This window comes from Rhodanobacter denitrificans, from assembly GCF_003335105.1.
GTDB lineage: Bacteria > Pseudomonadota > Gammaproteobacteria > Xanthomonadales > Rhodanobacteraceae > Rhodanobacter > Rhodanobacter denitrificans_A.
Map to the genome: position 1 here is coordinate 139,959 of NZ_QFWQ01000008.1, position 26,662 is coordinate 166,620.

General features: G+C 67.1%; 18 protein-coding genes. 3 read left to right on the forward strand and 15 right to left on the reverse strand.

The window, feature by feature from the left end; translation table 11 throughout:
* Positions 1–143: 143 nt before the first annotated feature.
* From DEO45_RS13720 to DEO45_RS13785, 14 genes are all read right to left on the reverse strand, one after another.
* Positions 144–1,493 (reverse strand): sigma-54-dependent transcriptional regulator, encoded by a 1,350-nt coding sequence (locus DEO45_RS13720; protein WP_114344688.1) that lies wholly within the window; start codon positions 1,491–1,493, stop codon positions 144–146.
* A 74-nt stretch (positions 1,494–1,567) separates the two neighbouring features.
* The gene (locus DEO45_RS13725; RefSeq protein WP_114344691.1) at positions 1,568–3,397 is read right to left on the reverse strand and encodes a DUF885 domain-containing protein; all 1,830 of its coding nucleotides are present in this window, start codon (positions 3,395–3,397) and stop codon (positions 1,568–1,570) included.
* Positions 3,398–3,475: 78 nt separating this feature from the next.
* Positions 3,476–4,690, reverse strand: a complete 1,215-nt coding sequence (locus DEO45_RS13730) for an ABC transporter permease (protein WP_114344693.1) — start codon at positions 4,688–4,690, stop codon at positions 3,476–3,478.
* Positions 4,691–4,819: 129 nt separating this feature from the next.
* Positions 4,820–6,136 (reverse strand): ABC transporter permease, encoded by a 1,317-nt coding sequence (locus tag DEO45_RS13735; protein ID WP_114344696.1) that lies wholly within the window; start codon positions 6,134–6,136, stop codon positions 4,820–4,822.
* Positions 6,137–6,222: 86 nt separating this feature from the next.
* Positions 6,223–7,455 (reverse strand): ABC transporter permease, encoded by a 1,233-nt coding sequence (locus DEO45_RS13740; protein WP_114344698.1) that lies wholly within the window; start codon positions 7,453–7,455, stop codon positions 6,223–6,225.
* 7 nt (positions 7,456–7,462) lie between these two features.
* On the reverse strand, positions 7,463–8,770 hold the full coding sequence (locus DEO45_RS13745) for an ABC transporter permease (RefSeq protein ID WP_114344700.1): 1,308 nt from the start codon (positions 8,768–8,770) through the stop codon (positions 7,463–7,465).
* A gap of 82 nt (positions 8,771–8,852) precedes the next feature.
* Complete coding sequence (locus DEO45_RS13750) at positions 8,853–10,106, reverse strand: ABC transporter permease (RefSeq protein ID WP_114344703.1); 1,254 nt, start codon at positions 10,104–10,106, stop codon at positions 8,853–8,855.
* Positions 10,107–10,193: 87 nt separating this feature from the next.
* Positions 10,194–11,510 (reverse strand): ABC transporter permease, encoded by a 1,317-nt coding sequence (locus DEO45_RS13755; RefSeq protein WP_114344706.1) that lies wholly within the window; start codon positions 11,508–11,510, stop codon positions 10,194–10,196.
* A 101-nt stretch (positions 11,511–11,611) separates the two neighbouring features.
* Complete coding sequence (locus tag DEO45_RS13760; RefSeq protein ID WP_114344708.1) at positions 11,612–12,853, reverse strand: ABC transporter permease; 1,242 nt, start codon at positions 12,851–12,853, stop codon at positions 11,612–11,614.
* A gap of 10 nt (positions 12,854–12,863) precedes the next feature.
* Positions 12,864–14,174: an ABC transporter permease gene (locus DEO45_RS13765; RefSeq protein WP_114344710.1), complete on the reverse strand. Its 1,311-nt coding sequence runs from the start codon at positions 14,172–14,174 to the stop codon at positions 12,864–12,866.
* 119 nt (positions 14,175–14,293) lie between these two features.
* Positions 14,294–15,016 carry an ABC transporter ATP-binding protein gene (locus DEO45_RS13770; protein WP_114344712.1) on the reverse strand — a complete coding sequence of 241 codons (723 nt, stop codon included), beginning with the start codon at positions 15,014–15,016 and terminating at the stop codon, positions 14,294–14,296.
* Between the two features lie 32 nt (positions 15,017–15,048).
* A complete protein-coding gene (locus DEO45_RS13775; protein ID WP_114344715.1) occupies positions 15,049–16,320 on the reverse strand; it encodes an efflux RND transporter periplasmic adaptor subunit in 1,272 nt (423 codons plus the stop codon).
* Between the two features lie 253 nt (positions 16,321–16,573).
* Entirely contained in the window at positions 16,574–19,087 is a 2,514-nt protein-coding gene (locus DEO45_RS13780) for a TonB-dependent receptor (protein ID WP_223250874.1), read from the reverse strand.
* Between the two features lie 79 nt (positions 19,088–19,166).
* On the reverse strand, positions 19,167–21,185 hold the full coding sequence (locus DEO45_RS13785) for a tetratricopeptide repeat-containing sulfotransferase family protein (protein ID WP_114344717.1): 2,019 nt from the start codon (positions 21,183–21,185) through the stop codon (positions 19,167–19,169).
* 330 nt (positions 21,186–21,515) lie between these two features.
* Between DEO45_RS13785 and DEO45_RS13790 the strand changes: the two genes are divergently transcribed.
* Genes DEO45_RS13790 through DEO45_RS13800 form a run of 3 tightly spaced genes read left to right on the forward strand, consistent with a single transcriptional unit; the run spans position 21,516 to position 26,079 of the window.
* Positions 21,516–22,586, forward strand: a complete 1,071-nt coding sequence (locus DEO45_RS13790) for an aromatic ring-hydroxylating oxygenase subunit alpha (RefSeq protein ID WP_114344720.1) — start codon at positions 21,516–21,518, stop codon at positions 22,584–22,586.
* A complete protein-coding gene (locus DEO45_RS13795) occupies positions 22,583–23,962 on the forward strand; it encodes an APC family permease (protein WP_223250875.1) in 1,380 nt (459 codons plus the stop codon). The genes DEO45_RS13790 and DEO45_RS13795 overlap by 4 nt, the downstream gene beginning before the upstream one ends.
* Complete coding sequence (locus DEO45_RS13800; protein WP_114344725.1) at positions 23,959–26,079, forward strand: FAD-dependent oxidoreductase; 2,121 nt, start codon at positions 23,959–23,961, stop codon at positions 26,077–26,079. Before DEO45_RS13795 ends, DEO45_RS13800 begins: the two co-directional genes overlap by 4 nt.
* Here the strand turns inward: DEO45_RS13800 and DEO45_RS13805 are convergent.
* A complete protein-coding gene (locus DEO45_RS13805) occupies positions 26,076–26,645 on the reverse strand; it encodes a hypothetical protein (RefSeq protein WP_114344727.1) in 570 nt (189 codons plus the stop codon). The genes DEO45_RS13800 and DEO45_RS13805 overlap by 4 nt on opposite strands.
* Positions 26,646–26,662: the final 17 nt, after the last annotated feature.

A 26,662-nucleotide genomic window follows, 5' to 3' on the forward strand; every position in this document is an offset into this window, starting at 1 on the left:
GCGCGTCCCGGCAGTGGCCGTCCGCCCGGCCAGGCCGAAACAGGCATGATCCGGCGACATCGCACGACGCCTCTCCTGATGGATGCGGGCAGCCATCTTTCTACGCCTTGCGGCCAGGGGCAAGCATCGCGGCCAACGGCTACTCAAGCCGGGGTCGCCAGGCCGTAGCGCTCCATCCGCCGGTACAGTGCCTGGCGCGACAGGCCCAGGCTCTGCGCGGCGCGGCTGACCACGCCATCGGCCTTGTGCAATGCGTTCTCCACCGCCTCGCGGCTGGGCTCGTCCAGGTTGCGTGCCGCCGGTGCGGTTGCCGCGTGCTGCGGCAGGTTCAGCAGCTCGGGGCTGATCGGACGACCGCCAGCGAGAAGTGCGGCACGCTCGATCGCGTTCTTCAGCTCTCGCACGTTGCCCGGCCATGGATAAGCCAGCAAGGCGTCGCGAGCGGCATCGCCGAGTTCGGCGCGGCCGTCCAGGAAGAATTCGGCCAGCGGCAGGATGTCGTCGTTGCGCTCGGCCAGCGGCGGCAGGTTGACCTCGATCACGTTGAGCCGGTAGTACAGGTCCTCGCGGAACGTGCCGGCCTGGATCATCGCCTTGAGGTCGGCATTCGTCGCGCTCAATACGCGCACCTTGGCCTGCCGCGTCTTGCCGGAACCGAGCCGCTCGAACTGGCCGGTCTCCAGCACCCGCAGCAGCTTCATCTGGCCCGGCAGCGGCAGGTTGCCGATCTCGTCCAGGAACAGCGTGCCACCGTCGGCCAGCTCGAAACGCCCTTCGCGCGCCTTGTTCGCGCCGGTATACGCGCCGGCCTCGGCGCCGAACAGCTCGGCCTCGATCAGCTCGCCCGGCAGCGCGCCGCAGTTCACCGCGACGAACGGGCCGCGCTTCACCGCCGAATTCGCGTGCACGATCGCCGCGATGCGCTCCTTGCCGGTGCCGTTCGGGCCGGTGATCAGCACCGGCACGTCGGAGCGGGCGATCTGGCAGGCCAGGTCCAGGGTGCGCGCCATCGCCTCGGAGGCGAACACCAGGCCGTCCAGTTCGTACTTGCGCTGCAGTTGTTCGCGCCGCTGACGGCGTTCACGGCGGCTGCGGTTCACTTCGCGGGTGGACTCGGACAGCTCCAGCAGGTTCTCCACCGTGGCCAGCAGCTTGTTGTCGTCCCACGGCTTGGCCAGGTAGTCGGCGGCGCCGGCCTTGACCAGCTCCACCGCGGTTTCCAGGTGCGTCCACGCGGTCAGCAGGATGAGCGGCAAGTCCGGGTGGCGCTCGCGGATCGCCCGGAACAATGCCACGCCCTCCTCGCCCGACGTGGTGTCGGCGGTGAAGTTCATGTCCTGGATCACCACGTCGACCGCCTCGCGCTGCAGCAGCGCCAGGCCCTCGTCCGGGGTCAGCGCGACCAGCGCGCGGATCTCGTGCAGCGAAAGCGCCAGCGACAGCGCCTCGCCCACGGCCGGGTTGTCGTCGATGATCAGGACGGTACGGGTCATCTTCTTTCTGCACATGCGGCAATGGATGCCGCTCCGGTTCGAAAGGTTGCCATGACCAACGGGCCATGGCGAGCTTATTCCGCCACCGGTGCCGCGGTCGCCGGCGCGGTGCCGGCCTTCACCGCCGCGATCCAGGCATCGGTGCGCGCCTCCAGCACGTCCAGCGGCAGCGCGCCGCCGCCGAGGATCTCGTCATGGAACTCGCGGATGTCGAAGCGGTCGCCCAGTTCCTGCTTCGCCCGCTCGCGCAGCGCGAGGATCTTCAACTGGCCCATCTTGTAGGCCAGCGCCTGACCCGGCCAGGTGACGTAGCGGTCGGTCTCGGCCTGGATACTGGGTTCGTCCTCGCTGGAATGGGCCCGGAAGAAATCCACCATCTGCTGGCGCGTCCAGCGCTTGTAGTGCACGCCGGTGTCGAGCACCAGGCGGTCCGCGCGCAGCAGTTCATCGGAAAGGCGGCCGTAGTCGGACAGCGGATCCTTGTAGAAGCCGATGTCCTTGCCCAGCCGTTCGGCGTACAGCGCCCAGCCTTCGATGTAGGCGGTGTAGCCGGCCTGCTGGCGGAACGGCGGCAGCGCCGGCAGCGTCTGCGCGATCGAGATCTGCATGTGATGGCCGGGGATCGCCTCGTGATAGGCGGTCGACTCGATTGACAAGGTGGTGCGATTGGCATAGTCGCCGGTGTTGACGTAGACCTGCCCCGGCCGCGAACCGTCCGGCGTGCCCTGGTGGTACTCCGCGCCCGGCGCCTCCTTCTCCCGATAGGCCTCCACCGGCAGCACCTCGACCTTAGTCTTCGGCAGCAGACCGAACAGTTTCGGCAACTGTGGCTGCATCTGCGCGATGAAGCCGCGATAGCGGTTCAGGATGTCCTCACGCGAGGTCGGATGCACTTTCGGATCTTTCTTCAATGCCGCGCGGAAACTGGCCAGGTCCGGGTAGCCCTGGGCCTTCGCGATCGTGGTCATCTCCGCCTCGATACGCTTGACCTCGGCCAGGCCCAGCTCGTGGATGTGCTGCGGGCTTTCCCGCGTGGTGGTCATCTGCTCGACCTGGTAGCGGTAGATCGCTTCGCCGTTCGGCAGCTGCCACACGCCGGGCTGGCTGCGCCCGTGCGGCGCGTAGTCCTTCGCCACGAACTGGCCGAGCTTGCGGTAGGCCGGGCGCACCTCGTTGTCGATCGCTGCGACGATCGCCTCGCGCAGGCGCTGCCGGTCAGCCTGCGACATGCTGGCCGGAAAATGCTTGAGCGGCTGGCCGAACGCGCTGTCTGTGCCGGCCGGCTTGGCGATGCTGTCGATCTGCGTGACCACCTTCTCGAGCAGGTAGCGCGGCGGCATCATGCCGTCGCGCAGACCCTGACGCGCGACCGCCGTGACCTGGTCAAGCAGCTGCGGGACCGCATGCAGGCGTGCCAGGTAGTCTTCGTATTCCCTGGTGTTGTTGAACGGAATCGAGCTGACGAAACCGGCCAGCTGCAGGTGCACGCCGCTCATCTGCTCCAGCGGCATCTCGTTGAGCTTCAGGTCGTAGGCGCGCAGGCCGTCCTTCAGCTGGCGCACCATCAGTTGCTGGTTGAGCTTGTCGCTGGCGGGGAAGCCGCGGGTGTCGATCGCCTCGAAACGGCGCAGGAAGTCCTGGTTGACCTTGTGTTCGGCCCTGGCATGTTCGAGCGAAGCGTCACTCCAGCGGTCGTTGTAGCGCAGGTCGCCGAGGATGGTGGCGAACTCCGGCGTGTTGCTCAGGGTGTGCTGCCATTGTTCGGCCAGCAGCGCATTCAGCGCCTTCACCCGCGCAGCCACGTCGGCCGTCGCCACCTGCGCCGCCGGCGCTGTCTGCGCAGGCGAAGCGATGGCCACCGGGCCGAGCAGGCTTGCGCAGATCAGCAGCGGCAAGGTCTTCATGGGCGTTCTTCTCCGCAAGGATGGACAGAGTGATTGTGAACGTCGCGCCGGTCTTTCTCCCGTGCCAGACAGCACGCCTCACACCGACCGCGTCGCCACCACCGGCGGCACCGCGGCCGCGCGCAGTGCGGGACCGAGCACAGCGAGCTGGCCCAGCACCCACAGCGCCAGCGCACCCACCGGCAGGTAGTACAGCGGCAATCGCGGCAACTCGTAGTGCTGCATCAGCATCAGGTTCAGGCCGAACGCCAGCACCATGCCCAGCGCAATGCCGCCGCTGACGATCAGGAAGTTCTCGGTCTGGAAGTAGCGCAGGATGTCGCCGCGGGTGGCGCCCAGCGCGCGGCGCACGCCGATCTGCCGGCGGCGCTGCTGCACCCAGAAGCTGGCCAGGCCGACGATGCCGAGCGCGGTGACCAGCAGCAGGGCGGCGATCACGCCGACAAGGATGCCGGCCATGACGCGGTCCTGCCGGAAATAGTTCTCGCGCAGGCTGCCGATGGTCTGGCTTGCCTTGCTGTCGAGCACCGCATCGGGCGCGATGGTGGCCATCGCGGCCCGCGCGTCGCGCAGCACCTGAGGCAATCGAGCGGGATCGGCGCGCAGCAGGTAGACGGCCGCAAGCTGTGCGCCCGGCTGCGCCGGCACGTATACCGACCATTCGATCGTGCTCGGGCCGCCCTCGCCACCGTAGGGACGCGCCAGGTGCGCCAGCACGCCAGCCACCCGGAAGTGGAATTTCCCGGTCCAGAATTCCTTGCCGAGCGGATCGACACCCGGCCACAGGTGCTCGGCCAGCACGCGGGTCACCCACACGGCGGAGTCATCCGGCACGAAAAAGTCGACGGGTTGGTACTCGCCGGGCTGCGGCACGCGACCAGCGACCAGCTGCACGCCGAGGGCCTTGAAGCTGCCCGGGCCACCGACATAGAAATCCACCACGCCGCCGAAGCGTTTGCCCTCGGGATCGGTGGTGATGCCGGCGGTGCCGGCGTGGTCGCCGAACGGCACCTGGTTGATCGCGCTGACCGACTGCACGCCTGGAATCTTGGCAAGGCCGCTGAGCACGCGCGCGTTGAGATCGACACCCCTCGCCGGGTCATAGCCGGTCAGCTTGATGGCAGCCAGAGCGCTCTCGTCGACGCCGCTGATGACCCGGGTCTGCTGCACGCGGTTGACGATCAGGAAGCAGGCATTGCACAGCACCGCACAGGCCAGCGCGATTTCCAGTGCGATCAGCATGGTGGCGAGGCGATGCTTGCGCAGTGCAGTGAGGATGGGCTGGATCTGCATGGCTCTCGGCTCTCTTTGAGGAGCGCGGCCATGGATGGCCGCTTTTCTGTTTATTGCGCTCATGGAGGAGCGCACCAAGCTCTCGTCGTGCGGTCATGGATGGCCGCTTTCACGCGCAGGGATAGCGCACTAAAGCGTCTTCAGTTGCAGGCCGGGCGGCATGCGGCTGGCGCGCAGTGCCGGCAACACGCCGGCCAGCAGGCTGGCGGCGATGGCGAGGGCGAACGTGACCAGGAACATCGCCGTATCCAGATGCACAAGATCGGCGTATTCGACCGGCTGGCGGCGCACCAGCCACAGGCCGAACAAGGTCAGCAGCAGGCCGCCCGCGCCGCCGAGCAGGCCGATCAGGCCGGCTTCGACCAGGCATTGCGCAAACACCGCCGTGCGGCTTGCGCCCAGCGCGCGGCGCACGCCGATCTCACCCGCGCGACGCAGGAACTTCGCCAGCAACAGGCCCACCGTGTTGAACAGACAGATCAGCAGGAAGGCAAATGCCAGCCACGTCTGCAGGCGCACATCGCTGGGCACCACCTGGTTGTAATCGAGCCATTCCATCAGGCTGGGCATCCGGGTGTCATCGGCATGCGCAAAGCGCCCCATGGCTTTCTGCTGGGCCGCATAGTCAGCCACGAAGTGTCGATAACGAACCACCCCGGCTGCATCGTTGAGTTGCACCCATACCGCTACCCAAACGCAAGGCGCAGTTTTCAGGTGCGCCGGATCCGGAAGGCTCCAGCAGGTGAATACATTCATGCCGCCACTATTGACCTCCAGCGAGCTCTCGAACGGCATGAACACATCTTCCGGCCGACCGTAGAAGCTCGCCGTATCGCCGTTGGAATAGCGGCCGCCGGCCACCTCGTAGAACTGCGGCGACGGCCGCCACGGCGCCAACACGCCAATAATGCGCATGTCGGTATCCCTCAGCCGCAGCGTGCGACCCACGCTATTGGCGCCGTTGAACAGCTTGTCGTTGAGATCCGACGAGATCACCGCCACCCGTGCACGGCTGACATCGTCCTGTGCGGTCCAGCCGTTGCCGTAGCGGAACGGTACGTCGAACATCGGAAAGAAATCGCTGGTGGTCGACAGCGCCTTCGCCATCAGCGGCGGCAGGTTCACCTGCGGCGAGGTCAGCCGCAGCTGGCTGCTGGCGATCATTGTCTGCCGGTCGGCACGATGGGCGCTCCACAGATCGAAGGCGGAACGGTAGTCCATCACGTCATAGGGGTGTTTCTGCTTCGGGCCGGGATCGGGATCGACCTGCGGATAGAACAGCGTCCCGCTCTTTCCCGGCAGCGGATCGCCGGACAGCAGGTGCATCACCGTCAGCGTGGTCATGCTGGCGCCGATGCCGACGGCTATCGCGATCACCATCAGCGCGGTGAGCACCTTGTTGCGCTTCAGGCTGCGCAGCGCGAGGTCGAGGTAGTAGCCGAGCATTGCGCACTCCATCCCAGGTCATGCCCCTTCCCTGTTTATCCCGAAGAGGGATTCCCTTCGGTCACAGTGGCGGGAGTAAAAAAGCGTCACACCGATCGTGTCGCCACCACCGGCGGCACCGCCGCCGCGCGCAGCGCCGGCCCCAGTACCGCCGCCTGCCCGACCAGCCACAGCACAATCGCGCCCACCGGGAAATAGACGGCCGGCAATCGCGGCAATTCGTAATGCAGCATCAGGAACAGGTTGATGCCGTAGGCCAGCGCCATGCCAAGCACGATGCCGATCGTGGCGAGCAGGAAGTTCTCGGTCTGGAAGTAGTTGAGGATGTTGCGGCGGGTGGCGCCCAGCGCGCGGCGCACGCCGATGGTGCGGCGCCGCTGCGCCACCCAGAAGCTGGCCAGGCCGACGATGCCCAGCGCGGTGACGATCAACAGCGCCGCGATCACGCCGACCAGCATGCCGGCCATCGCGCGATCGTCCTGGAAGAACTTCCGTCGCACCTCGTCGAAGCTGCGCCGGGTGGTCACCACGCGCTGCGGATCGGCCTTCTTCAGCGCGGCCAGCGCGGCGACCATGACGCTCGCGCGATCTTCCGGCCGGGTGCGGATCAGGTAGTTCTGGTCCTTGTTCGCGCCCATGCGCAGCGGTACCACCATGGTGTACTGCGCCTTGGCTGTGTCGTAGGCATTCGCCCGCGCCAGGCTGTCCAGCACGCCGACCACGCGCAGGCCCACGACGGGCGTGAGATAGATGGTGCGGCCCAGCGGGTTCTGCCCCGGCCACAGCCGCTCGGCCAGGGTCTGGGTGATCAGCGTCACGTGCGGCAGGTTCTTGCTGTCTCCCGTACCGAGCGCCTTCATCGCCGTATCCGCGTCGATGAAGTCATCCGACTGCAGGTCACGCCCGGACACCAGCCGCGTGCCCAGCGTATGCGCCAGGTTCTCGCCGAAGTAGGTACCGGCGTTGAGCGTCCGCTCGGGCTGCGCCGGATCGAGCCGGAGGTTGCCGTTCGACGACGAAGTGCCGAACGGCACCTGGTTGGAGGAAGCCACCGAGATAACGCCGGGCACCTGCCGGAGCACCGCGAGGTCCTCCGCGAGGCGGGCATACGGATTGGACGGTGCCGTCACGTCGGCCACCTGGATCTGCAGCAGCTCGTGCTCGGCCACGCCGCTGGGCATGTCCATGCGCTGCAGGCGTTGACCGATCAGAAAGACCGCGTTGCACACGATGGCGCAGGTCAGCGCGATTTCCAGGATCAGCAGCCAGGAGGTGAGCTTGTGCCGGCGCAAGGTGGAAAGGATCGGAAGAATGTCCATGACCGTCTCAGTTGCTCTTCAGCTGCAGGGCGGGCGCGATCTGGCAGGCGCGCCAGGCGGGTAGCAGGCCGGCCAGCAGCGTGGCGCATACCGCCAGCACGAAGGTGGTGAACAGCATGCTGGGGTCCAGGTGCGCCAGCGCGGCGTAATCCGACGGCCGCTGGCGCACCAGCCACAGTCCGCACAGCGCCAGCAGCAGGCCGCCGCAGCCGCCGACTAGACCGACCACGCCGGATTCGATCAGCAGCTGTGCGAACAGCGCGCGCCGCGAAGCGCCCAACGCACGGCGCACGCCGAGTTCGGCCGCACGGCGCATGAACTTGGCCAGCATCAGCCCCACCGTGTTGACCAGGCACACCAGCAGGAAGCCGAACGCCAGCCCGGTCTGCAGGCGCACGTCGTTGGGCACCACCATCTGATGGTCGAGCCACTGCATCACGTTGCGCAGGCGCACATTGGGGGCGCGCTGGAATCGACCCAGCGCCTGCTGGTCCTGCGAGTAATGGATCAGGAACTCCCGGTACGCCGCCGCCTTGGCCGGGTTGTCCAGTTGCACCCAGAACTGCAGCCACACGCAGGTATCCGAAGGCAGGATGTTGCCGACGCCGCCGCCGCCATTGCCCCAGCAGTCGCTCGATCCGTTGCGGTCCAGCCGCAGCTCCAGCATGGTCTGCAGCGGCAGGAACACCTGCTCGCCGTACGCGTAGGAGCCCGTGTTGAGATCGTAGAAGTGCGGATTCGGCTGCCAGCCGTCCAGCACGCCCACGATGCGAAAGGAGGTTCCGGCCATGCGCAGCGTGCGGCCCACGCTGTCGGCTCCGGCAAACAGCTTGTCGTTGAGCGACCTCGCGATCACCACCTCGCGCGCCTTGGCCTCGCCGTCCGCTGCGGTCCAGCCATGGCCGTACAGGAACGGCGCCTCGAACATCGCGAAGAAATCCGCCGTGGTGTAGCGCGCCTCCACGTAAAACGGGTCGAGCGAGGACTGCTCGGGCTGGACCGGCACCGATCCGCCGGTCATCAGCGCCTGGTGGTCCGCACGACCGGCGCGCAGCAGATTCAAACCGTCGATCAGGGTGACCTGATCCGGCGGCTCCTTGCTCGGCATCATGCCCTTGATGTCCTGCGGATCGATCTGCGGGTAATAAAGCTGCCCGCTCTTGTCAGGCAGCGGATCGCCCGACAGCACATGCAGCACGGTCAGCGTGGTCATCGAGGCGCCGATGCCCAGCGCGATCGCCAGCACCATCAGCGCGGTGAGCGCCTTGTTGCGCTTCAGGCTGCGCAGGGCCAGGTCGAGGTAGTAGGCGAACATTCCGTTCACTCCGTTGATTACCACTCCTCCTGCCTGCCCTAGGGACTTCCCTTGGGGCGGGCAGGAAGAGCAGTCAAAAGCATCACGCCGCTCGCGTCGCCACCACCGGCGGCACGTTGGACGCGCGCCGCGCCGGTACGAACACCGCGGCCTGGCCGATCGCCAGCATCACCAGCACGCCGGTCAGCACGTACAGCAAGGGGATGCGCGCCATCTCGTAGTGGCTCATCAGCCACATGTTCAGGCCTATCGCCAGCAGCACGCCCACCAACACGCCGGCGCCGGCGATCAGCAGGTTCTCGATCTGGAAGTAATGCAGGATGTCCACCTTGCGCGCGCCCAACGCACGGCGCACGCCGATCTGCCGATGCCGCTGGCCGACCCAGAAGCTGGTCAGGCCGACGATGCCGGCGGCGGTGACGCAGAGCAGGATCAGGCAGACCACGCCCATCAGGATCGCCATGCCGACGTCGGCACGGTAGGCACTGGCACGGATATCGGCGAATGACTTGACGCTGTCGTCGTCGAGCACGCGCATCGGGTTCACCGCATACAGCGTCGCGGGCACGGCGTGCATCGCCGCGTCGCGCCGGCCTGGTTTGGCGCGCACCACATAGCGCGCGAAGTTCGCGTCCAGCCGGGTCGGCACCAGGGTCGAGTTCCAGGCGAAATCGTTGCCGAAGCTTCCGCTGGCCGGGGTCTGCAGGCGCGCGACCACACCGATGACGGTGCTCGGTGCACTGCTGCCGTCGGTATAGACCACCTTGCCTACCGCACCGCCTTGCGGGAACAGCTTGTCGGCCAGCGCCTGGGTCACGATCACGATCGGACGATTGCGCTGGTCGCGGGCGCCCTGATGCTGCACGTCGGCGGCAGTGAAGGCACGGCCGGCTACCAGGCGCAGCCCCAGGGTGGCCAGGGCATGTTCGTCGGTGAAGTAGTACGCCGTGCGCGTGATGCCTTTTTCAAATTTCTGATCAGACTTGAGCGACAACGCACCCGTCCACGAGGAATTGAGCAGCGGTATCGAATTGCTCGGCGCCACCGAGGCCACGTCGGGCAGGTTGCGCAGCGCCGTCAGGTCCTCCCGCTGCATCACGTCGAGTTTTTCCACGCCGGCCGGATCGTCACCGCCTGGCGCACCCACCCATTGCTGGGAGACCAGGAACAGATCGTTCTCGTCGAGGCCGGTGGGCCGGTTCACCCGCTCGACACGCTGGCCGATGATAAACACCGCATTGCAGACGATCGCCAGAGTCAGCGCGATCTGCAGCGAAATGAGCACGACGCCGGCCTTGTGTTTGCGCAATGCCGCAAGAATGGGATGCAGGGTCATGATGATTTTCCTTTTACTACCCTATGAAGCCGGCTTTATTGAGGAGTGCGGCCATGGATGGCCGCTTTCGTGCATGGGGACAGCACGCTAATTGGACTTGAGCTGCCACGCCGGCTGCACGCGCGAGGCGCGGAAGGTGGGATAGAGCCCGGCCAGCATGGTCGCGATGACGGCCACCAGCAGGGTGAGCACGAGCAGCGAGAAGTCGACCCGCGCCAGTGCGGCGATGTCCTTCGGCAACACCCAGCCCACGCTGGCCACCCCGACACCGGTCAGTAGCAAGCCAAGCAGGCCTCCGCTCAGTCCGACGATGCCGGCCTCGACCAGGAACTGCGCATAGATCGCCAGGCGCGGCGCACCCAGTGCGCGGCGTACGCCGATCTCGCCGCTGCGACGCAGGAACTTCGCCAGCAGCAGGCCGGTCGTGTTGACCAGGCATGCCAGCAGCAGGCCCAGCGCCACCAGCAGCGATACCTTGGTATCGCTGGGCACGACATGCTGGTTGTCCAGCCATGACGGCAGGTCGCGCAGGCGGTTGTTCGGCGCCCAGCCAAAGCGGCCGGACTGCTGCATGTCGCGCGCATAACCGTCGAGATACTGCTTGTAAGCCGTCACCGCAGCCGCGTCGTCCAGTTCGGCCATGTAGGCAATCCATACGCAAGCGGAATGCTGCAGGCCGACGAATCCCGATTCGGCCGGCACCGCGTTGCAATTGGTGTTGCCGTCGTTCGGCATGCCAACCGCGATGGCGCGCTGGAACGGCACAAACACATCCTCGACGCCGGTGGAGAAGCCGCCGCTGTTGACCACGTCGAAGAAACGCGGCTGCGGATTCCAGTCGTTCAGCACGCCAACCACGCGATAGTCCTTGCCCTCGACGTTGACCGTCCTGCCCACGCTGTTGCTGCCACCGAACAGCTTCTGGTTGAGCTTGCTGCTGATGACCACCACGGCGGCGCGTTGCGCGTCGTCGGCGGCGCTCCAGCCGCTGCCGAACAGGAACGGCACGTCCAGCATCGGGAAAAATTCGCTGTAGACCGCATGGCCGCTGACGTTGATCGGATGCTTGCTGGCATCCGCCGGCACGATCGACGGCGAGATCTGGTACATCGCCGACTGCAGCCTGGCGCGGTGATCGCGCATCAGGGTGATCGCCTCGTTGTAGGACATCGCGTTCGGCGGCTCGCCGTCGCTGCCGCGTCCGTTCGGCCCCCAGTTGTCGATCTGCGGCACGAACAGCTGCGCGGACTTCCACGGGATCGGATCGCCCGACACGGCGCGGAACACCGACCAGGTGGTCATCGACGCGGCCACGCCGAAGCCGATCGCCAGCACCATCAGCGCGGTGAGGCCAGGGCTGCGTTTCAGGCTGCGCAACGCCAGTTCGAGGTAGTAGGCAAGCATTCCATTCACTCCGTTGTTTGTCTCCTCCCCCTGCCTTTGCAGGGGGAGGTCGGGAGGGGGTGGCCCTTTCGCCAGCCAGGAGCACCCCACCCAGTAAGAACTCACACGCTCCGCGTCGCCTCCACCGGCGACACGCGCGAGGCGCGCAACGCCGGCGCGAACGTCGCGCCTTGTCCCAGCAGCAGCAGCACGAGCACACCGGCGCCTACATAGGCCATCGACATGCGGTCCATCTCGAAACGGGTCACCGTCCACAGGTTGAAGGCGATCGCCAGCACGGCGCCCAGCACCACGCCGGTAGCGCTGATCAGGAAGTTCTCGGTGAGAAAATAGGCGAGGATGTCGCGCTGCCGTGCGCCCAGTGCGCGTCGCACACCGATCTGCTTGCGGCGCTGGCCGACCCAGAAACTGGTGAGGCCCACGATGCCCGCCGCGGTGATCGCCAGCAGTACCACGCTGATGATACCCATCAGGATCGCCAGGCCGCGGTCACGGTCGTACACCTTGTGACGGATGGTGGCGTAGTCCTGGATGCCGTCCTTCGGATCGATGATGCGCAGACGGCTTTGTGCATACAACGCCTTGGGCGCCTCGCGCATGGCGTCGGCAAGCTGGCCGGGCTTGGCGCGCACGATGTAGTAGATGCCGCGCGAATCATCCGCCCGCAGCGGCCAGATCAGCGCCTGCCCGGCATAGCCGTTGCTCCATTGATCCACGCCCTGCCGATGTAGCGGATCAACGATGCCGACGATGGTGCTTGGCGTCGTGCCCATCGCGTAGAAGCTCTTGCCCAGCGCATTGCCATCGGGGAACAAACGATCGGCCAACGCCTTGCTCACGATTGCCGTCGATGGAGTGATGGCCTGCTGAGTGCCCATCACCATCACCTCATCAGGATGGAAATTTCGCCCCGCCACGAGCCTCAGGCCCAGCGTGCCGATGAAATGCTCGTCGCCGGTGTACACCGCTGCATCCGTGGTCGGTTTCGTCTGGTCAGGCGTCATGGTGACGAAGTTGTCCCAGCCGCCGCCCCTCAGCGGATAACCGCTGGCTGGCGTGGCATCGAGCGCGGCAGGCAGTTGCCGCAGCGCAAGCAGGTCGGCGCGCACCTGCGCATCGACCTGCGCCGTCGATTGACCGACGTCGCCCCACATGTTGGCGATGACGAACACATTGGCCTCGTCCACGCCGCTGGTTACGGACAGGTTGGTCAGGCGCTGGTGGATGATGAAGAGCGCGTTGCACACGATGGCCAGCGTCAACGCGATCTGCAGCGCGATCAACAAGGTGCCTGCCTTGTGCCGGCGCAGCGCGGTGAGGATGGGCCTGATCTGGATATTCATGGCGTTCTCCTCAGCTCGACTTCAACTGCCAGGCGGGTTGCACGTGCGCCGCGCGCCACGCCGGGTAGAACGCCGCCAGCACGGTAGCGACGATCGCAACGACAAAAGTCAGGCCCACCAGCGAGAAATCGAGCTGCGCCAGCTTGGCGATCTCCGGCTGGAACAGAATGCCCACGCCGGACACGCCCGTCGCGGTGAGCAGCAGACCCAACACCCCACCCGCAAGCCCCACCGTGGCGGCCTCGACCAGGTATTGCGTGTAGATCTCGCCCCGCGTTGCGCCCAGGGCGCGGCGCACGCCGATCTCGCCGGCACGGCGCATGAACTTCGCCAGCAGCAGGCCGATGGTGTTGACCAGGCAGATCAGGAAAAAGCCAAGCGCCACCGCCAGCGAGATGCGGCTTTCCGGCGGCACCACGTGCTCGTAATCGAGCCACTGCATCACGTCACGCAGACGCACGTTGGCTGCCCAGTCGAAGCGGCCCGCGAGCCGCTGGTCAGCGGCGTAGTGGGTGAGGAAGCTGCGGTAGCTGGCGACTTCGGCCGGGCTGTCCAGTTCCACCCAAGGCGTGATCCACACGCAGTTGCTTTGCAGATAGCCTTGCCAGGTAGTGTAGGCGAGCGAACCGCGGCAACTATTGCGGCCGCCCGTGCGCATCTGCAAATCCAGCGCACGGTTGAACACCATGTAGATATCCGGCTCGTCGGCAAAGCCGCTGGTGGTGAACAAATCGTAGAAACGTGGCCGCGGGTTCCAGTGGCTGGCGACGCCCACGACGCGGTAATCATGGCCGCCGAGATTGAGCGCGCGCCCCACGCTGTTGGCGCCAGCGAACAGCTTCTGGTTGAGCTCGCTACTGATGACTACATCGCTGGCTCGCGTGTCATCGTCCTGCGCACCCCAGCCGCTGCCGTAGCGGAACGGCACCTCGAACATGGTGAAGAAATCGGCGGTGACGGCGTAGCCGTTGGCGTTCAAGGGAAGATCGCGATTGCCGCCCGGCATTACCGAGAGTTGCACCGGATACAGCAGGGTCTGGCGCTTCGCCTCGTGCGCACGCATCAGCGCCATCGCATCGATGTAACCCAGCGCTTCCGCCGGCTCGCCCTTCAGGTTCTGCTGCGGCCCCCAGCTGTCGATCTGCGGCGTGAACAGCTGCGCCGACTTGCCGGGAATCGGGTTGCCCGACACCGCCCGGAACACGGAGTACGTAATCATCGACGCGGCCACGCCGAAGCCGATCGCCATCACCATCAGTGCGGTAAGGGCGGGGTTGCGGCGCAGGCTGCGCAGGCCAAGCTGGAAGTAGTAGGCAAGCATCAGGGGTCTCTGCCGAGAAAGGAATGGGGAATGGGGAACCCGAACGGGGGAGTTGTCGCGACGCCAAGGCTGAGCACGCCTTGGCCATCCTTTGTTCGCTGCGCCCTATTCCCGTCCCATCAGCCGTGTGCCTCGTCGGCGACTGCCGCATGCGCCGCGTGGAAACGCGGGTCCTCCGACAGGTCCACCACCTGGCCGTCGATGATGTGCACGTTGCGCTGGGCGCGCGCCGCCAGTTCAGGGTCGTGCGTGACCATCACGATGGTGGCGCCCTCACGGTGGATGTCCTCCAGCAGCTCCAGCACGCCGCGCGCCATCTGGGTGTCCAGGTTGCCGGTCGGCTCGTCCGCCAGCAGCAGGCGCGGCGAGCCGGCCAGGGCGCGGGCGATCGCCACGCGCTGCTGCTGGCCGCCGGAGAGTTCGGCCGGGTAGTGCTTGGCGCGCGAGGCCAGGCCGACGCGTTCGAGCGAATCCATGATGCGCTGCTTGCGTTCCGCCGCCTTCATGCCGCGGTAGCGCAACGGCACCTCGATGTTGTCGAACACGTTGAGGTCGGGGATCAGGTTGAACGCCTGGAAGATGAAGCCGATCTTCTCGTTGCGGATTTTCGAGCGGGCGTTGTCGTTGAGATTGCTCACCTCGATGCCGTCCAGGTGGTACTCGCCGCCCGAGAACGTCTCCAGCAGACCGGCGATGGTCAGGAAAGTGGTCTTGCCGGAGCCGGACGGGCCGGTGACGGCGACGAACTCGCCCTCCTTCACGTCGATGTTGAAATCGCGCAGCGCATAGGTCTCCACCACTTCGGTGCGGTAGACCTTGGACAGGTGGGTCATCTTGAGCATGGTTGCGTCCTTTGGTGGTGGTGATGTTCTTGTCAGTTGCTGATCGCGACCGTGGTCGCGCCCTTGAAGCTGTCGGTACCGGAAATCACGATGCGGTCGCCCGCCTTGAGGCCGTCGAGGATCTCCACCTTGTCGATGCTGGAGGCGCCCACGCGGATCGGCGTCTTCTTGGCGAGGCCGTCGCGCACCAGGTAGGCGTAGCTGCCGCCGGATTCGTCGACGAACGAGCCGCGCTGCACGGTCAGCACGTCGTCGCGCTTGTCCAGCAGCACGCGCACCGACAGGCGCTGGTTCTGCCGCAGCTGCTTCGGCGTGTCGCCGTCGAAGCGCAGCCGCGCGGCGACCTGGCCGTTGACCACTTCCGGCGAGATCGCGCTGACCAGGCCCTTCCAGGTATGGCCGTTGCCGCTGATTTCGCCCGCCATGCCGATGCCGAGATCGCGCGCGAAGCTTTCCGGTACCTGCATCTCCACCTGCAGCGCGGACAGGTCGATCACGCTGAGCAGCTGCGCGTCCTTGGCCACGGTGGCGCGTTCGGCGATGAACAGCTGGCCGACCTGGCCGTCGACCGGCGACTTCACGTTGAGGTCGTCAACCTGGCGCTGCAGGTCCTTCACCAGCAGCAGCTGCCGTTCGTGGGCGAGCTTCTTCGCCTGGATGTCGAAGCTGAGGCTGGCGTTGTCCATGCCCAGGTCGGCCTTGGCGTGCTGCAGCGCGATCTTGGTCTTCTGCAGCTCGTCCCTGGCGCGGTCGACCGCCATGCTGGGCACCGCGCCCTTGTCGAACGCCTTCTGGTTGCGCTCGAGGTCGCGCTCGGCGGCGGTCGCGTCGATCTGCGCGTTGTCGTAGGCCTTCTGCAGCTCGCCGCGCTTCTTGCGCGCGTCGATCTGCGCACGCTGGTATTCCACTTCCATCGCGTCGGCGTTGCTCTGCTCCTGCGCCAGCTTGTTGGTCAGCTCGGGGCTCACGATGGTGGCCAGCACCTGGTCCTTCTTCACCGTGTCGCCGGCATGCACCTTCAGCGTCACCGCGCCGCCGGAAGTGGCGTACAGGGTGGGGCTGACCGCGGCGACCACCTTGCCCTCGGCGGCGATGTCGCGCACGAACGGACCACGCTCCACGGTGGCGAAGGCCAGCCGCGAACTGCTGACCGATTCGGAAGCGGAGAACAGCCGGCTGGCCCGTGGCGCCAGCCATGCCAGCAGGGCCAGCACGAACACGCCGGCGCCGACCAGGATCAGCCGGCGCCTGGGATTGGGTTTCACCTCGACCAGGCGGTCTTGTGCGGAAGTGTCGCGAATCATCGGTGCCGTTCCTGACCGCGGACAGTGCGGTTGCGCAGAGATGTTTGCAATCCGCGTGCCATATGGAAATGGCAAGGTAAAAATTTGTATTTCAATGACTTGCGTGGCACGCATAGGGCCAGTGCAGTGTCCGCGGACACTGCACGGACAACCGGACGAACGCGGTCCGGCCAGTCGCCGCGACGGCCCCGGAAACGCGAAAGGCCCCGGTTTGCACCGGGGCCTTTCTTTCACGCGGACCAGCGTCGCCCGCCTAGAAGTCCTGCTTGAAGCGGATACCGAACGTGCGCGGCTGGCTGAAGCCGGTGTAGACCTGCCCGTTCGGGTACTGCGCGACGACGTTGTGGGCGCCGCATATCGTCACGCCGCACTCGGTGAACTTGTACAGCGCGGCCCGCTTGTCGAACGCGTTGTCGACATACGCGTTGAGCGACCAGCTGCCCTTCTGGATGCCCGCGGAAAAATCGACCGAGTTGTACGCCGGCAGGTCGCCGAGCAGGCTCCGCTCGAGCAGGCGCAGGTCGGTCGTCCGCCGGCCCACGTGCACGAACGCGGCCTGGACGAACGCATCGTTCTCGCCCAGGCTGAAGGTGTAGCGCGCCACCAGGTTGGCCTTGAAGCGGGGCGTGATCGGCAGCTGCGTACCCTTCGGTGCCAGCGGCCCGCTCACCACCGCGCCGGTGGACGGATTGACCGTGCCGGCAGGGCAATAGGTGACCGTGTTGCTGTTGGCGTCGGTGAAGCCGCAGTAGTTCGCGGTCAGCTTGGCGTCGTACAGCGCGATGCCCGTGCTGAGATTCAGGTTGTAGGTGGCCTGCCAGACCAGTTGCGACTCCAGTCCGTCGATGCGGGCCGAGTTGGCGTTCTTGATCTGGGTGAGGCCGTTGGCGCCGAGGATGTTGAATTGGAAGTCGTTCCACTTCTCGCGGAACACCGCGCCGTTGAACGACAGCCGGTTGTCGAACCAGGAGGTCTTCCAGCCCAGCTCCAGGTTGGTCAGGAAGTCCGCCTGGTAGGGCGGCAGCTGGCCGGCACGGTTGACGCCGCCCGGGCGGAAGCCCTCGGAGCGGGTGGCATAGATCATCTTGGTGGGCGAGATGTTCCAGGTGACATTGATCTTGCTGAGCGAGCCGCTTTCCTTCACGTGCTTGTTGAAGTCCAGGCACGGCGCATCGATGAACGGCTGCGGCGAGATGCAGCCGGCCTCGCCGTAGCTCGAATTCGGCGAGAAGCCCTTGCTGAAGCCGTAGAAGCCGTACAGGTCGTTGCTGGTGCGGAAATAGCGCTCGCCCACCGTGGCGGTGAGTACCTCGGGAATGATGTCGTAGGACAGCTCGCCGAACAGGGCCTTGTCGTAGTCGTAGCGCATCTGCCGGGTCAGCCAGATCGTGTTGGGCCAGCCGGCGACCGACAGCGAGGTGGCCAGGTTGTTGATCTGGTAGTCCTGCATGATGTCGTGCTTCTGCTTCTGCCAGAACGCGCCGGCGGTGAGCCGCAGCCGGTCCTCGCTCGGCGAGACGATGCGCAGTTCGTGGCTGCTGTTGGCGTAGTGGTCCCGGTCGCTGATGAACTCCGACGGGTTGATCAGCGCGCCGCTGTTGTCGTGGATGTAGGCACCGTAGGAAAGCAGGGTGTCGTACCAGAACGAGTAGTCGTTGTAGTCGGTCTGCTCTTCCTGGTCGCGCTTGAGGTGCGCATAGGCATAGGTCAGGTCGAAGTTGCCGATCTTGCCCTGCACGGTCAGCGCGCCCTGCCACCAGCGGTCGTTGACGCGCTCGGGGTAGAAGTGGGTGACTGCAAGGTTGCCGATGGCGGGATCGCTGGCAAAGGTGCCGTGCGAGATCGTCTGCTGCCCCATCAGGGTCGGGCTGATCGACCAGTTGTCGTTGAGGTCGACTTTCAGCGCGGCGCGGGCACCGTTGGTGTTGGCGTCGTTGTAGTGCTTGCGGGCATGCCCGAAGCACTCCAGCATCGGGCCCGGCGTGCAGTTGTCGGCGTTGCTGACGGTGATGCCGGAAACCGGGAACGTGCGCGAGCCGGCCTGGTTGTCGATATAGCCGGCGTCGTGCTCGCGCCAGCCGACGATGCGTACCGCCGCACTCTTGCTGATCGGGATGTTGAGCATCCCTTCGGCGGTGAAGCCGACGCCGCCATGCGCCACCTTGTCGACGCCGAGGGAGTAGTTCGCCGCGAAGCCGCGGGTATCGGGCTTGTTGGTGATGATGCGCAGCGCGCCCGCCTCGGCACTGGCGCCGTACAACGTACCCTGCGGCCCGGCCAGCACCTCGATGCGGGCGATGTCGTACATGTGGATGTCGAGCGGGCCCTGGATCGTGGTGACCGGCTGGTCATCGAGGTACACGCCGACGCTCGGCTGCGATCCGGAGTGGTTGGTGTTGCCGCCGCTGGCCACGCCGCGCATGTAGATGCTGGCGAAGCCGGGGCCGGTGGCGATGCCGCCGCCGCCCTGCTGGAAGGTGACGCTGGGCAGGTACTTCACGTAGTCGTTGAAGTTCTGCACGTGCAGCGCCTCGAGCTGGTCGGTCTCCAGCACATTGATGCTGATCGGCACCTTCTGCAGGTTCTCGACGCGCTTCTGTGCGGTCACGTTGACCACGCTCAGCGTCGTCGTCTTCGGTTTCGCCACCGGCGTCGCCGTCGGCGCCTGGGCCTGGGCCTGCCCCGCGTCCTGCGCGAAAGCCGGCGCGGCCATGGCAAGACAGATCGCCGCCGCCAGCGGCAGCCGGGTCAGACCGATCCGTCGCATCCCCGTGATCTGTTTCGATCTTATCGCGTACATACACTCTCCCCTCGCATGTCCAGGACTAATCCGTCGAATTCAGCCATTACTCCAATACCGGTACGTCGGGGTAGTTCTCCAGCACCGGCCCCAACGCCGATGCCAGGGGCCCCAACCATGGTGCGTAGTGGCGCCAGTGATCCACCCCCTCGCGGTAGATCGGCTGGCGCACCTGTTCCGAACTGGCCGTGCGCACCGGCCGCGTGTTCTGGAAGAACCGCAGGCACGACGCCTCGAACGGCAGGCCGCAATGATCGAGCAGACGACGCACCTCTCCCTCGGTGTCCTCGACCATCCGCTCGTACAGGACGCGGTGGATGCGCCCGGGCAGCACGGCGTCGAAATGCGCCATCAGCGCCACGTAGTCGCGATAGTAGCGCCCCACGTCCCCAAGGTCGTAGCTGAAGTTCTGTCCGCGCGCGAAGTGCTGCTTGAAGGCCGAGAAGCAGCACGCCAGCGGATGCCTGCGCGCGTCGATGATCTTCGCGTTCGGCAGCATCAGGTGGATCAGCCCGATGTGCATGAAGTTGTTCGGCATCTTGTCGATGAACAACGGTGCCGCGGTCTTGCGCTGGATCCGGGTATGCGCGAGGTAGCGCTCGCCGAGCGCACGCAGGGCATCGGGATCGAGCGTCGCCAGCGCGCCGTGGTACGGCATCGCACTGTCGGCATCGCCCTGCAGACGCAGCAGACGCGTGATCGAGGTGACTTCGGGCAGCTCCATCGTGCCCTCCACCTGGCTGTGGCTCGACAGGATCTGCTCGATCAGGGTGGAGCCGGCACGCGGCAGGCCGACGACGAAGATCGGATCGTGCGCCGCGCTGCCGGCGCCGGCGCGCTCGGCGAAGAAGTCGCGCGTGTAGTGCTCGCGGATGTAGCGCACCCGCGCACTGGTGTCGTCGGCGCTGTAGTGCAGCTGCGTGCGGCGGATCGCATTGCCCTGCGCGTAATGCCGGAACGACGGTTCGTATTCGCCGGCATCCTCCAGCGCCTTGCCCACGGCGAACTCCAGGTGCAGGCGGTCGTCCCCGGCCAGATCCGTGCGCGCCAGCTGACGGCGCATCGCGGTCAGCTCGTCGGCGCTGAAGCGGAAGGTCTTCAGGTTGGCCAGGCTCCACCAGACCTCGCCGAACGACGGTTCGAGTTCCAGGCTGCGGCGATATGCGGCGATGGCGCGCTCGAAGTGCCCGGCGGTCTTCAGCGCATGGCCGTAGCTCACCCACACCTTCGCGTTGCCCGGGTAGTGCTCCAGCAGGTCGGCATAGATGCGGATGGCCGGTTCGTAGTCGCCGATCCGGCACAGCACCACCGCCTTCAGGTTGCGGCAACCGAGATGGCCCGGATCGGCCGCCAGCAGGTGTTCGATCTGGACCAGCGCCTCCTCCGGCTGGTTGCTGCGATGCAGGACCAGCGCGTAGTTCCGGCGCGCTTCCTGGAAGCTGGGGGCCAGCTCCAGGCAGCGCTCGAGCAGGTGCAGGGCGTCTTCGTTCCGACCCAGGCGGGCGGCGACCTCGGCGAACATGCGGATCGCCGCCACGTCGGTCGGCGCCTGCTTCAGGTGCTCGCGCAGCAGGGCCTCGGCCTCGGGAATGCGGTTTTCGACCAGCGCGACCGCGGCGGCGAGCAGGCGCGGGTCGCGGGTGGAGTAACGCACGTGGCTGCCATACGCCACGTCCGCCTGCGCCTGTTCGCCGGCCGCCATCAGACAGTCGCCGAGCGCACGCCAGGCTTGCGGCAGGTCGGGCTTCATCGCCACCGCCCGACGCAACGCGTCGATCGCCTCCTGCCCGCGCCCGCAGCGATCCAGGGCCAGCCCGAGTTCGAGATGGATCACGGCCCAGTTCGGCTGGGATCGTGCCAGCGGCATGAGGATGTCGAGCGCACCCTGCTCATTCCCCTGCAGCGAGCGTGCCGCCGCCAGCAGTTGCAACGCAGCGGGGTGACCCGGGGCGACCTGGAGGATTTCGTCGAGCTGCTCGACTGCCATGGCCGGATCGCGATCCAGCAGGCGGGCGGCGTGGGCCAGCGCCTGTTCCAGCGTACCGGCGGCTGCCGCCCCCGTCACGACGGCATCCGTCGCGACAATGCGCCTCGCCCGTACGGGTCGAGTCTCGGACGGCACAGCCAAGGCACAACGCGTTGCATGGACGGCAGCAGCTCCCCGATGGGTATCGTCGCAATCTACAACCGAATCCGGCCGGTAGATAGTAGTTGCGGGCAAATGCGCCATGCGTCGGCACCCGGCCCCGCCGGCAGCGGCCGGTTGCCCCCGCTCCGGCGGAGGCGCTAGGCTGGATCGCAGACACTGCTGCGGGCGCAAGACGGTGCGCGGGACATGGAAGCTCCGGAAGACGGCTGCCCGTCGCGCCCATCCATCCGGGGACCGAACCTGCTCATGCCTGACGATACCTTGGTCGAGGAACTCAACCGCGCGCACGCCCTGCCTGCCCGCTACTACGCCGGCAACGCGATGCTGACGATGGAACAGCGTGCGGTGTTCGCGCGCAGCTGGCAGCTGGTGGCCCACCAGGGGCAACTGGCCGAGCCGGGCGACCATGCCGTCGAGCAGATCGCCGGGGTGCCCATCCTGCTGGTGCGCGGAGCGGACCGCGTGCTGCGCGCCTTTCCCAACGTGTGCCGCCACCGCGCCGGGCCGCTGGCTCTGTGCGACGGCAAGGGCGCGCGCGCCCTGCACTGCAAGTACCACGGCTGGACCTACACGCTGGAAGGACAGCTGCGCAGCGCGCCGGAGATGCAGGACGCCTGCGACTTCAAGGTCGAGGACATCCGCCTGCCGCCGCTGCGCGTGCACGAATGGCAGGGCCTGGTGTTCGTGGCGCTCGACCCGGAGGTGCCGGCATTCGACGAGGTCTACGGCGGCATCGCCGAGCGCATCGCGCCGATCGACCTGTCGGCGATGCGCTACCTGCGCCGCGACAACTACGACATCGACTGCAACTGGAAGGTCTACGTCGACAATTTCCTCGAGGGCTACCACCTGCCGCACGTGCACCCGGGCCTGTCCCGGGTACTCGACTACCGCGCCTACGACACCGAGCTGTTCCCGTGGCATTCGCTGCAATCCTCGCCGCTGCGCAACAGCACCGACATCTACGGCGACGGCCAGGCGTTCTACTACTTCATCTACCCCAACGTGATGCTCAACATCATGCCAGGGCGGCTGCAGACCAACCGCATCCTGCCGCTGGGGCCGGACCGCTGCCGCATCGTGTTCGACTACTACTACGCGCAGGACGCCGGCGCCCAGGCCCGCATCGCCGCCGACCAGGCGTTCAGCGACGAAGTGCAGCACGAGGACATCGCGATCTGCGAAGCGGTGCAGCGGGGACTGGCCTCTGGCCACTATGTTCCCGGCCGCCTGTGCCCCAAGCGCGAGGGCGGCGTCTGGCATTTCCAGAACCTGCTGCGCGCGGCATACGCCGGCCCCGCCGGGGAGTCCGCGTGAGCGAGTCCCGATCCGGCCGCTCCCCCGGCGAACCGAAACCCGCGGAAGCCGGCATGCACGAAGGCAACACGATCGGCTTCTGGACCTGCACCGCGCTGGTGGTGGGCAACGTCATCGGCATGGGCATCTTCGTGCTGCCGGCGTCGCTGGCGCCGTTCGGGTTCAACGCACTGATCGGCTGGGTCATCGTGCTGGCCGGCTGCCTGGTGCTGGCCCGCGTGTTCTCGCACCTGGCCCGCGCCCTGCCCGACGCCGAAGGCCCCTACGGCTACATCCGCCGCACCCTGGGCGAGCTGCCGGCATACCTGGCTCTGTGGGCGTACTGGGTGTCGCTGTGGCTCACCAATGCCGCACTCGCCACCGGCGTGGTCGGCTACATGGCGGTGGTGTTCCCGCCGCTGGGCGCGATCCAGCCGGCGCTGTTCGCGTTGTGCCTGCTGTGGGCGGTCGTGGCGATCAACCTGTTCGGCGTGCGCACCGGCGGCGGCGTGCAGATCGTCACCACCGCGCTGAAGCTGCTGCCGATGCTGGCGATCGCCCTGCTCGGCGGCTGGCTGCTGCTGACCTCGCCGGCGAGCTACACCGCGCACCCGCCGGCCACGCCGGTCACCCTGGGCAGCGTGATGGCGGCCTCGACCATCGCCCTGTTCGCGATGCTCGGCATCGAGTCGGCCAGCGTGCCGGCGGCGCGGGTGGACGACCCGGGGCGCACGATCCCGCGCTCGACCATGACCGGCACCGTGCTGGCCGCGGTCATCTACATCATCGTCTCCACCGTGCCGCTGCTGCTGATCCGGCAGCAGGAACTGGCCGACGCGAACGCCCCGTTCGCGCTGCTGATGGACCGCTTTGCCGCCGCCGGCTCCGGGCGCTGGCTGGCGCTGTTCGTGGTGATCAGCGGGCTGGGCGCGCTCAACGGCTGGACCCTGCTGGGTGGCGAACTCACCCGGACGATGGCCGGCAGCGGCGTGCTTCCCGCCGTGCTCGCGCGCAACAACCGCCACGGCGCGCCGGCGGTGGCCTTGCTGGTGACCGGCACACTCGCCTCGGTGATGATCGGGATGAGCTACAGCAAGTCGCTGGTGTCGGCGTTCACCTTCCTCACCCGCGTGGTGACCGCCGCCAACCTGCCGCTCTACCTGTGCTGTGCACTCGCGCTGATCGTGCTGTGGCGGCGGCGCAGCGTGACGTGCGCCTCGCCGCGGGTACTGCTCACTGCCGTCACCTGCGTGGCATTCGTGGTCTTCGCCTTCGTCGGCATCGGCCACGAGCCGTTCCTGTACGCGCTGGGGCTGATCGCGGCGGGCCTGCCGCTGTATGCGTTCATGCGCCTGCGGCGCAGGGCCGCGCCGTCCACCGGGGCCATTGCGGAATGAGAGACCCGCGCTACGACATCCTGTTCACCCCGCTCCAGATCGGCCCGGTCACCGCGAAGAACCGCTTCTTCCAGGTGCCGCACTGCAACGGCATGGGCCACGCGATGCCGCTGGCGCATGCGGCGATGCGCGAGACCAAGGCCGAGGGCGGCTGGGCGGTGGTCTCCACCGAGGAATGCGAAATCCACCCCAGCGGCGACCTCACGCCCTACGTCGAGGCGCGGCTGTGGGACGACCGCGACATCCCCGCGCTGGCGCTGATGTGCGACAAGGTGCACGCGTACGGCACGCTGGCCGCGCTGGAGCTGTCGCACAACGGCCCCACCGCGTCGAACCTGTATTCGCGCGAGGTGCTGCTGGCGCCGTCGCACCAGCCGTCCAAATACGGCTACCCGTCGCAGGCGCGCGCGATGACCCTGCACGACATCCGCGAGTACCGGCGCTGGCACCGCGAGGCGGCGATCCGCGGCAAGCGCGCGGGGATGGACATCATCTACGTCTACGCCGCGCACGACCTGTCGCTGGCGATGCACTTCCTGCAGCGCCGGCGCAACCAGCGCAGCGACGCCTACGGCGGGTCGCTGGAGAACCGCGTGCGCCTGCTGCGCGAAGTCCTGGAGGATACGAAGGAAGCGGTCGGCGACCGCTGCGCGGTCGCGCTGCGTTTCGCCACCGAGGAACTGCTCGGCCCCGGCGGCGTGGAGCTGGCCGAAGCAAAGGACATCGTGGGCATGCTGGCCGAGCTGCCCGACCTGTGGGACGTGAACCTCGCCGCCTGGTACAACGACTCGGTGCCCTCGCGCTTCGCCGCCGAGGGCGCGCAGGAGCCGTTCATCGACTTCGTGAAGAAGACCACCAGCAAGCCGGTGGTGGGCGTGGGTCGCTTCACCTCGCCGGACACCATGGTGTCGCAGCTCAAGCGCGGCGTGCTGGACATGATCGGTTGCGCGCGCCCCTCGATCGCCGACCCGTTCCTGCCGCGCAAGATCGAGGAAGGCCGAGTCGACGACATCCGCGAATGCATCGGTTGCAACATCTGCGTCTCCGGCGACATGACCATCTCGCCGATCCGCTGCACGCAGAACCCGACCATGGGCGAGGAATGGCGCAAGGGCTGGCACCCGGAACGCATCGCGCCGGCACGCTCGGCCAGCCGCGTGCTGGTGGTCGGCGCCGGCCCGGCCGGGCTGGAAGCCGCCCGCGCGCTCGGCCAGCGCGGTTACGACGTGAGCCTCGCCGAAGCACGCAGGGAGCTCGGCGGCCGCGTCACCCGCGAGGCACGCCTGCCCGGCCTCGCCGAATGGGCACGCGTGCGCGACTGGCGCATCGGGCAGATCAACAAGCTTTCCAATATAGCCGTCTATCTCGATTCGGCCCTGACCGCGCAGGACGTGCTCGACTTCGGCGCCGAACACGTGGTGCTGGCCACCGGCTGCCACTGGCGCCGCGACGGCTACGGCCGCAGCAACGGCTTCGCCATCCCCGGCCTCGCCGACAACCCGCGCGTGTTCACCCCCGACGACCTGATGGACGGCCGCTTGCCCGATGCCCGACAGTCCGGGGGCCGCGTGGTGGTGTTCGACGACGACGGCTTCTACTACGCCAGCGTGGCGGCCGAGCTGCTGCGTGCCCACGGCTGCGACGTGACCTATCTGACCCCCGAAGACAGCATCGCGCCGTGGAGCCAGCACACGCTCGACTACCGGCATATCCGCAAGCGGATGGCCCAGTTGGGCATCGAGGCGCTGGTGTCGCACGACATCGACGGCTACGCCGGCAGCACGCTCACCGTCGAGGACGTCTGGACCCACCAGCGCCACGAGTTGGAGTGCGACGCGCTGGTCACGGTGACCGCCCGCCTGCCCGACGATGCGCTGTACCAGGAACTGCAGCAGCGCGAAGCTGAATGGGCCGACGCCGGCATCCGCTCGCTGCGCTGCATCGGCGACGCCGAGGCGCCGGGGCTGATCGCGCACGCGGTGTACGCCGGCCACCGCCACGCCCGCGAACTGGAGGAACCGGCCGGCGGCGAAGTCGCGTTCAAGCGGCACTTCCATACGGCGGACGCCGACGACCTGCGGCGCACGCGCGACCAGGCGCCTGCCGACGACCGCTAGCGGAACTGCCGGTCGCCTTGCCCGGCATGCGCGCGAGCGATCCGTGCGGCCAGTTGTCGGCCCAGCGGCGACAGGCAGATGGCCGTCTCGCCGCGAAGCACGTCGAAGCCGGCCAGCTGGTGTCGACGAAAGCGCAACGGATACGCTTCGAGCGCATGCAGGTGCGGCACATGCAGTGTTGCCAGTGCCGGCTCGCCGCGGGCCAGCAGGCGGTCCCAGCCCAGGTAGTCGGTGTCCGGCAGCAGGTGCAGGCGCATGCACGGGCGGCCGTCGCGGTCGATGCCGTCGATCCATTCGCGTGGCCCGTCCACGGCGACCTCGCTGACCGCCAGCAACCAGTGCACCCGCAGCAGCAGCGCCAGCGGCGGCGTTTCCACCAGCACCTTGCACGGTCGCTGCGGCAAGCCCGATCCGCACGCCGCCAGCGGCATGTACATCACGCTGCCGAGCATCGGCAACGACTCGACCAGATTCGCCGGCGCCATCCGTAACCGGCGCCGGCAGACATCCGCGCCGGTTGCCCGCGGGCAGCCCTCCAGCAGTTGCCTCAACCACGGACTGAACATCGCCTGCCTCCAGCGAC

Coding starts and splice junctions, on each gene's coding strand:
- DEO45_RS13720 (WP_114344688.1), bottom strand. CDS start 1,493: ATGACCCGTACCGTCCTGATCATCGACGACAACCCGGCCGTGGGCGAG.
- DEO45_RS13725 (WP_114344691.1), bottom strand. CDS start 3,397: ATGAAGACCTTGCCGCTGCTGATCTGCGCAAGCCTGCTCGGCCCGGTG.
- DEO45_RS13730 (WP_114344693.1), bottom strand. CDS start 4,690: ATGCAGATCCAGCCCATCCTCACTGCACTGCGCAAGCATCGCCTCGCC.
- DEO45_RS13735 (WP_114344696.1), bottom strand. CDS start 6,136: ATGCTCGGCTACTACCTCGACCTCGCGCTGCGCAGCCTGAAGCGCAAC.
- DEO45_RS13740 (WP_114344698.1), bottom strand. CDS start 7,455: ATGGACATTCTTCCGATCCTTTCCACCTTGCGCCGGCACAAGCTCACC.
- DEO45_RS13745 (WP_114344700.1), bottom strand. CDS start 8,770: ATGTTCGCCTACTACCTCGACCTGGCCCTGCGCAGCCTGAAGCGCAAC.
- DEO45_RS13750 (WP_114344703.1), bottom strand. CDS start 10,106: ATGACCCTGCATCCCATTCTTGCGGCATTGCGCAAACACAAGGCCGGC.
- DEO45_RS13755 (WP_114344706.1), bottom strand. CDS start 11,510: ATGCTTGCCTACTACCTCGAACTGGCGTTGCGCAGCCTGAAACGCAGC.
- DEO45_RS13760 (WP_114344708.1), bottom strand. CDS start 12,853: ATGAATATCCAGATCAGGCCCATCCTCACCGCGCTGCGCCGGCACAAG.
- DEO45_RS13765 (WP_114344710.1), bottom strand. CDS start 14,174: ATGCTTGCCTACTACTTCCAGCTTGGCCTGCGCAGCCTGCGCCGCAAC.
- DEO45_RS13770 (WP_114344712.1), bottom strand. CDS start 15,016: ATGCTCAAGATGACCCACCTGTCCAAGGTCTACCGCACCGAAGTGGTG.
- DEO45_RS13775 (WP_114344715.1), bottom strand. CDS start 16,320: ATGATTCGCGACACTTCCGCACAAGACCGCCTGGTCGAGGTGAAACCC.
- DEO45_RS13780 (WP_223250874.1), bottom strand. CDS start 19,087: ATGCGACGGATCGGTCTGACCCGGCTGCCGCTGGCGGCGGCGATCTGT.
- DEO45_RS13790 (WP_114344720.1), top strand. CDS start 21,516: ATGCCTGACGATACCTTGGTCGAGGAACTCAACCGCGCGCACGCCCTG.
- DEO45_RS13800 (WP_114344725.1), top strand. CDS start 23,959: ATGAGAGACCCGCGCTACGACATCCTGTTCACCCCGCTCCAGATCGGC.
- DEO45_RS13805 (WP_114344727.1), bottom strand. CDS start 26,645: ATGTTCAGTCCGTGGTTGAGGCAACTGCTGGAGGGCTGCCCGCGGGCA.